This window comes from Xenorhabdus japonica (assembly GCF_900115195.1).
Classification (GTDB): Bacteria; Pseudomonadota; Gammaproteobacteria; order Enterobacterales; family Enterobacteriaceae; genus Xenorhabdus; species Xenorhabdus japonica.
The window spans coordinates 58,374-64,704 of sequence record NZ_FOVO01000020.1; the positions used below are offsets into that span (position 1 = coordinate 58,374).

General features: G+C 44.5%; 9 protein-coding genes. All 9 read left to right on the forward strand.

The annotated features are described in order from the left end of the window. Positions 1–74: 74 nt before the first annotated feature. Positions 75–839 (forward strand): FKBP-type peptidyl-prolyl cis-trans isomerase, encoded by a 765-nt coding sequence (gene fkpA / locus BM135_RS09485; RefSeq protein ID WP_092519502.1) that lies wholly within the window; start codon positions 75–77, stop codon positions 837–839. Between the two features lie 226 nt (positions 840–1,065). Then, positions 1,066–1,743, forward strand: a complete 678-nt coding sequence (locus tag BM135_RS09490) for a helix-turn-helix transcriptional regulator (RefSeq protein WP_422646130.1) — start codon at positions 1,066–1,068, stop codon at positions 1,741–1,743. Next, positions 1,743–2,138, forward strand: a complete 396-nt coding sequence (gene tusD / locus BM135_RS09495; protein ID WP_092519504.1) for a sulfurtransferase complex subunit TusD — start codon at positions 1,743–1,745, stop codon at positions 2,136–2,138. The genes BM135_RS09490 and tusD overlap by 1 nt, the downstream gene beginning before the upstream one ends. 36 nt (positions 2,139–2,174) lie before the next feature. Next, entirely contained in the window at positions 2,175–2,534 is a 360-nt protein-coding gene (gene tusC / locus BM135_RS09500; RefSeq protein ID WP_092519505.1) for a sulfurtransferase complex subunit TusC, read from the forward strand. Between the two features lie 19 nt (positions 2,535–2,553). Further along, positions 2,554–2,841 (forward strand): sulfurtransferase complex subunit TusB, encoded by a 288-nt coding sequence (tusB, locus tag BM135_RS09505; RefSeq protein WP_092519506.1) that lies wholly within the window; start codon positions 2,554–2,556, stop codon positions 2,839–2,841. Positions 2,842–3,020: 179 nt separating this feature from the next. Next, positions 3,021–3,395, forward strand: a complete 375-nt coding sequence (gene rpsL, locus BM135_RS09510; protein ID WP_010848548.1) for a 30S ribosomal protein S12 — start codon at positions 3,021–3,023, stop codon at positions 3,393–3,395. Between the two features lie 98 nt (positions 3,396–3,493). Continuing rightward, complete coding sequence (rpsG, locus tag BM135_RS09515) at positions 3,494–3,964, forward strand: 30S ribosomal protein S7 (protein ID WP_038269448.1); 471 nt, start codon at positions 3,494–3,496, stop codon at positions 3,962–3,964. 93 nt (positions 3,965–4,057) lie between these two features. Next, the gene (fusA, locus tag BM135_RS09520; protein ID WP_092519507.1) at positions 4,058–6,166 is read left to right on the forward strand and encodes an elongation factor G; all 2,109 of its coding nucleotides are present in this window, start codon (positions 4,058–4,060) and stop codon (positions 6,164–6,166) included. A gap of 69 nt (positions 6,167–6,235) precedes the next feature. Continuing rightward, positions 6,236–6,331 (forward strand): GTP-binding protein (locus BM135_RS09525; RefSeq protein WP_004249126.1); only part of this gene is annotated, 96 nt, incomplete at its 3' end.

A 6,331-nucleotide genomic window follows, 5' to 3' on the forward strand; every position in this document is an offset into this window, starting at 1 on the left:
CCTCAGGCGGTTATAGTAAATGTTATGTGTGATCTATGCTGATAATAAACCCACCAAACTTATTGGAGAATAGGATGAAATCATTGTTTAAAACAACTCTGCTGGCAACGACTCTGGCGGTGGCGTTTAATGTACCTCAAGCCTTGGCTGCTAACACTGAAACTCAAAGTGAGCTAAAACTGAATAGTGCTTTTAAAACTATAGAACAGCAAAATGCTTATGCTTTGGGGGCTTCTTTAGGGGGCTATATGGTCAACGCCTTGAAAGAGCAGAAAGCGCTCGGTATCAATATGGAAAAAGCACAGTTGTTGGCTGGTGTTGAAGATGCTGTAAATAATAAAGCCAAATTGACTGATCAAGAAATTCGGGAAACTCTGTCAGCTTTAGAATCTAACATGAGAAGTGCAGCACAGGCCAAGGCAGAAAAAGAAGCGGGTGAAAATAGCGAAAAAGGTGCCAAGTATCGTAAAGAGTTTGCTAAGAAAGCTGGCGTGATTGAAACCAAAACAGGGCTTCTTTACAAAATTGAAAAAGAAGGTACTGGTAAAGCACCTAAAGAGGCTGATACTGTGGTTGTCAACTACAAAGGTGCTTTAATTGATGATAAAGTTTTCGACAGTTCTTATGATCGTAAAGAGCCTCTGACCATTCGTTTGGATAGCGTTATCCCGGGCTGGAAAGAAGGCTTACAGCATGTGAAGAAAGGCGGAAAAATCACATTAGTTATTCCACCTAATCTGGCTTATGGTCAGGCAAGCGTACCTAGCATCCCAGCTAACTCCACTTTAGTCTTTGATGTTGAATTATTGGATATTAAGCCTGCTGCTAAGGCAAAATAAATTCTGTAATAATTAAAAGAAATATTGGCAGGGGCTTAATGCTCCTGCTTTATTATGTGTTTCTTTTGCTGAGTTAGAATCTGAGTTGCAGTAATCTGATTTTATAATAAATATTGCCCTGAATTTTTGATGAGGCAAAGTCTGAATTTGAAGGATGGTGTATTACATGTCTACCCCGATATTAACTGGTGATAATATATCTAGTGATAACAGTGATATTGATTTAATGGAAAACCAACCATTTAATGAAACTGATCATGAAATTCTGAAATCTTACGAAGCTGCTGTTGATGGCCTGGCTATGTTGATTGGTGGGCATTGTGAAATAGTTCTTCATTCACTGGAAGATCTTAAATGTTCAGCCGTCAGAATAGCTAATGGAGAGCATACAGGTCGTAAGATTGGTTCTCCGATTACTGATCTGGCGTTGCGAATGCTGCATGATATTACGGATGAAGACAGTAGCGTTTCTAAAGCGTATTTCACGCGGGCAAAAAGTGGCTCGTTGATGAAATCTATCACAATTGCTATTCGCAATCGCCAGCGTCGAGTCATTGGGCTTTTGTGTATCAATATGAACCTTGATGTGCCTTTCTCCGAAATTATTCAGACCTTTATCCCAGAAAAAACCCATGAAGTTGCTTCAAACGTCAATTTTGCTTCTTCCGTGGATGATTTGGTGGCACAAACGCTGGAATTCACTATTGAAGAAGTGAATGCTGATCGCAATGTTTCCAATAATGCGAAAAACAGACAGGTGGTACTGAATCTTTATGAAAAAGGTATTTTTGATATTAAAGATGCCATTAATCAGGTCGCTGATCGTTTGAATATCTCCAAACATACGGTATATCTCTACATTCGTCAGTTTAAAAATGGTGAATGTACTAGCCCGGAGAAGTAATGTCGTCACTGTCTTATTGTCTGCTGGTCACTGGGCCAGCTTACGGCACTCAACAAGCCAGCAGTGCCTACCAATTTGCTCAGGCGTTAATCGCTTCAGGTCATAAACTGCATAGCGTGTTTTTTTATCGCGAAGGTGTCCAAAACGGTAATCAACTGGTCGCTCCTGCCAATGATGAGTTTGATTTAGTCAGAGCCTGGCAGGCACTGGCAGTCCAACATCAGTGTAATCTATTTATCTGTGTCGCGGCGGCATTGCGGCGCGGTATCGTAGATGAACAGCAAGCCCGCGAATTGAATCTGCCTGCCGCTAATCTGGCTGAAGGGTTTGAGCTTAGTGGGTTAGGAGCGTTGGCAGAAGCCATGATGTTGTGTGATCGTGTCATGCAATTTTAGGGTCCTCCGTGGATGTCGATGAAATAGTAGGTATTGATGAAAAAAATCGCCTTTGTTTTTACTGAAGCCCCTCATGGCTCTTCTGCCGGTAGGGAAGGGTTGGATGCACTGCTTGCGACGTCGGCATTGACTGAGCAGATTGGTGTATTTTTTATTTCTGATGGAGTATTCCAATTGCTGGCTAATCAGCAGCCGGACAAAGCCCTGAGCCGTGACTATATCTCAACCTTTAAGATCTTGCCTCTTTATGACATTGATAAATGTTATGTTTGCCTGGACGATCTGGTTATTCGAGGAGGCAGTCCAGCAAGCAATTTTGTGCTGGAAGCTGAATTCCTTTCCGCTACAGCAATTCGAGAATTGCTGGCGGGATATGATTTTGTGTTGAAATTTTAATCTATTTCAGGCGGATAACATGTTATATACTGTCAGTCGCTCACCTTACCATGATGACTTCAATGCAATGCTTGGCCTTGTATCGGATACAGATGATGTTCTATTGACTCAGAATGGTGTATTACTGGGCATCAATGATAATCGCTATTTGACTGAGTTGGCCCGTACAGGGGCAGGCATTTATGTTTTGAAGGAAGACCTAGAGGCACGAGGACTGTCTGAACAGGTTTCAGACCGTGTAATGGTGATTGATTACAACGGCTTTGTTAGCTTAACGGTAAAACATCAGCAAAATTTTGCCTGGTAGATTAACGGGTAAATCTGAATTGTGCTTTTCCGCCATTTTACCAGCATAGAAAAACTGTATATTTCTTGACACCTCGTCAAGTCAGCAATAAAATTCCGCGTCCTCTCGTTTTGTCATTATGACTGACAGAGGGTAAAATCCGTGTTTACGAAGCAAAAAAACCAGGAGCTTTTTTAATAATGGCAACTATTAACCAGCTGGTTCGCAAATCTCGTAGCTCGAAAGTTGTGAAAAGCAACGTTCCTGCTCTGGAAGCTTGCCCGCAAAAACGTGGCGTATGTACTCGTGTATATACCACCACTCCTAAAAAACCAAACTCCGCACTGCGTAAAGTATGCCGTGTGCGTTTGACTAACGGTTACGAAGTTTCTTCCTACATTGGTGGTGAAGGTCACAACCTGCAGGAACACTCCGTTATTCTGATCCGTGGCGGTCGTGTTAAAGACTTGCCAGGTGTGCGTTACCACACTGTTCGCGGTGCACTGGACTGTGCCGGTGTTAAAGACCGTAAACAAGGTCGTTCTAAGTACGGTGTGAAGAAGCCAAAGGCTTAATGGTTCTCCGTTAAGTAAGGCCAAACATTTTTCACTTTAATGTCAAAATAAACTCGTAGAGTTTTGGACAACCCTGAAATTCGAAACGGAGTATTTCCATGCCACGTCGTCGTGTAATTGGTCAACGTAAAATTCTGCCAGATCCAAAGTTCGGATCTGAACTGCTGGCCAAATTTGTAAATATCCTGATGGTAGACGGTAAGAAGTCTGTCGCAGAAGCAATTGTATATGGTGCGCTTGAGACCCTGGCTCAGCGTTCTGGTAAAGATCATCTGGAAGCATTCGAGCTGGCACTGGATAACGTGCGCCCGACTGTAGAAGTTAAGTCCCGCCGTGTTGGTGGTTCTACTTATCAAGTTCCAGTTGAAGTTCGTCCGGTTCGTCGTAATGCTCTGGCAATGCGTTGGATCGTTGATGCTGCTCGTAAACGCGGTGATAAGTCGATGGCTCTGCGCCTGGCGAATGAATTATCTGATGCGGCTGAAAACAAAGGCGCTGCTGTGAAGAAACGTGAAGACGTTCACCGTATGGCAGAAGCTAACAAGGCGTTCGCACACTATCGTTGGTAATCCCTTTGTTGGTGAACCATCGGCAGTGAATATGTTCTGGGTAGCTACTTGGCTACCCGTTCTCTAAATTGAACGCCCACGAGAGAGGAAAAAATGGCTCGTAAAACACCCATAGAGCGCTACCGTAATATCGGTATCAGTGCCCACATCGACGCCGGTAAGACCACGACAACTGAACGTATTCTGTTTTACACAGGCGTGAACCATAAAATCGGTGAAACTCACGAAGGTTCAGCAACTATGGACTGGATGGAGCAGGAACAGGAGCGTGGTATTACCATCACGTCTGCTGCGACGACTGCATTCTGGTCTGGTATGGCTAAACAGTATGAACCACACCGTATCAACATTATCGACACCCCGGGACACGTTGACTTCACTATCGAAGTAGAACGTTCCATGCGTGTTCTTGATGGAGCAGTAATGGTTTACTGTGCGGTTGGTGGTGTTCAGCCTCAGTCTGAGACCGTATGGCGTCAGGCTAACAAATATAATGTTCCACGTATCGCGTTCGTTAACAAAATGGACCGTATGGGTGCGAACTTCCTGCGCGTTGTTGAGCAGATCAAAACTCGTCTGGCTGCTAACCCAGTTCCACTTCAACTGGCGATCGGTGCTGAAGATACCTTCACTGGTATTGTTGACTTGTTGAAGATGAAAGCAATCAACTGGAACGAGGCTGATCAGGGAACTACCTTCACTTATGAAGATATCCCAGCAGACATGGTTGAACTGGCTCAAGAATGGCATCAGAACCTGATTGAATCCGCAGCAGAAGCATCAGAAGACCTGATGGACAAATATCTGGGCGGTGAAGAGCTGACTGAAGAAGAAATTAAGGCAGCTCTGCGTAAGCGTGTTCTGGCTAACGAAATTATTCTGGTTACCTGTGGTTCTGCATTTAAGAACAAAGGTGTTCAGGCAATGCTGGATGCAGTTGTTGAATATCTGCCAGCACCAACAGACGTTGAGTCTATCAAAGGTGTTTTGCCAGACGGTAAAGATACTCCAGCAGAACGTCACTCTAGCGATGATGAGCCATTCTCTGCACTGGCGTTCAAAATTGCTACTGACCCATTCGTGGGTAACCTGACGTTCTTCCGTGTTTATTCTGGTGTTGTTAACTCTGGTGACACCGTACTGAACCCGATAAAAGAAAAAAGAGAACGTTTTGGTCGTATCGTACAGATGCACGCCAATAAACGTGAAGAAATCAAAGAAGTCCGCGCAGGCGACATCGCTGCTGCGATCGGTCTGAAAGATGTAACTACAGGTGATACTCTCTGTGACATGGGCTCTCCAATCATTCTGGAGCGTATGGAATTCCCAGAGCCAGTTATCTCTGTTGCTATCGAGCCAAAAACTAAAGCTGACCAAGAAAAAATGGGTATCGCTTTAGGTCGTTTGGCTCAAGAAGACCCATCATTCCGCGTAAGCAGTGATGAAGAGTCTGGTCAAACTATCATTGCAGGTATGGGTGAGCTGCACCTCGATGTACTGGTTGACCGTATGCGTCGTGAATTCAACGTTGAAGCGAACGTAGGTAAACCTCAGGTTGCTTATCGTGAAACTATCCGTGCTTCTGTTGAGCAGGAAGGTAAACACGCTAAACAATCTGGTGGTCGCGGTCAGTTCGGTCACGTTTGGTTACGCATTGAGCCTCTGGAAGCAGGTGGCGCTGGTTACGAATTCGCGAACGAAATCGTCGGTGGTGTTGTTCCTAAAGAATATATCCCAGGCGTCGACAAAGGCGTTCAGGAACAGCTGAAGAGCGGTGTTCTGGCTGGTTATCCAATCGTTGACATTAAAGTTGCCCTGTTCGATGGTTCTTACCATGATGTTGACTCCTCAGAAATCGCCTTTAAAATTGCTGCATCCATGGCATTTAAAGAAGGTTTCATGAAAGCGAAACCAGTTCTGCTGGAACCTATCATGAAAGTTGAGGTGGAAACACCAGAAGACTACATGGGTGACGTCATCGGTGACTTGAACCGTCGCCGTGGTATGATCGATGGTATGGATGATGTAGCTACGGGCAAAGTTGTTCGTGCTCAAGTACCATTATCTGAAATGTTTGGTTATGCTACTGACCTGCGTTCTCAGACCCAAGGTCGTGCTTCTTACTCCATGGAGTTCTTGAAGTACAATGAAGCGCCGAGCAACGTCGCTCAGGCTATTATCGAAGCTCGCAAATCTAGATAAGTTTTCGAGTTTACTATATTTTAGCTCCCTCTTCTCTGTGACGGGGGAGCGGTATTAAGGAATAGAGTCGTGTCTAAAGAAAAGTTTGAACGTTCAAAACCGCACGTTAACGTTGGTACTATCGGCCACGTTGACCACGGTAAAACTACCCTGACTGCTGCAATC

Excerpts from the sequence above, each read along its gene's own strand:
- fkpA (WP_092519502.1), top strand. The coding sequence starts at position 75 with ATGAAATCATTGTTTAAAACAACTCTGCTGGCAACGACTCTGGCGGTG.
- BM135_RS09490 (WP_422646130.1), top strand. The coding sequence starts at position 1,066 with ATGGAAAACCAACCATTTAATGAAACTGATCATGAAATTCTGAAATCT.
- tusD (WP_092519504.1), top strand. The coding sequence starts at position 1,743 with ATGTCGTCACTGTCTTATTGTCTGCTGGTCACTGGGCCAGCTTACGGC.
- tusC (WP_092519505.1), top strand. The coding sequence starts at position 2,175 with ATGAAAAAAATCGCCTTTGTTTTTACTGAAGCCCCTCATGGCTCTTCT.
- tusB (WP_092519506.1), top strand. The coding sequence starts at position 2,554 with ATGTTATATACTGTCAGTCGCTCACCTTACCATGATGACTTCAATGCA.
- rpsL (WP_010848548.1), top strand. The coding sequence starts at position 3,021 with ATGGCAACTATTAACCAGCTGGTTCGCAAATCTCGTAGCTCGAAAGTT.
- rpsG (WP_038269448.1), top strand. The coding sequence starts at position 3,494 with ATGCCACGTCGTCGTGTAATTGGTCAACGTAAAATTCTGCCAGATCCA.
- fusA (WP_092519507.1), top strand. The coding sequence starts at position 4,058 with ATGGCTCGTAAAACACCCATAGAGCGCTACCGTAATATCGGTATCAGT.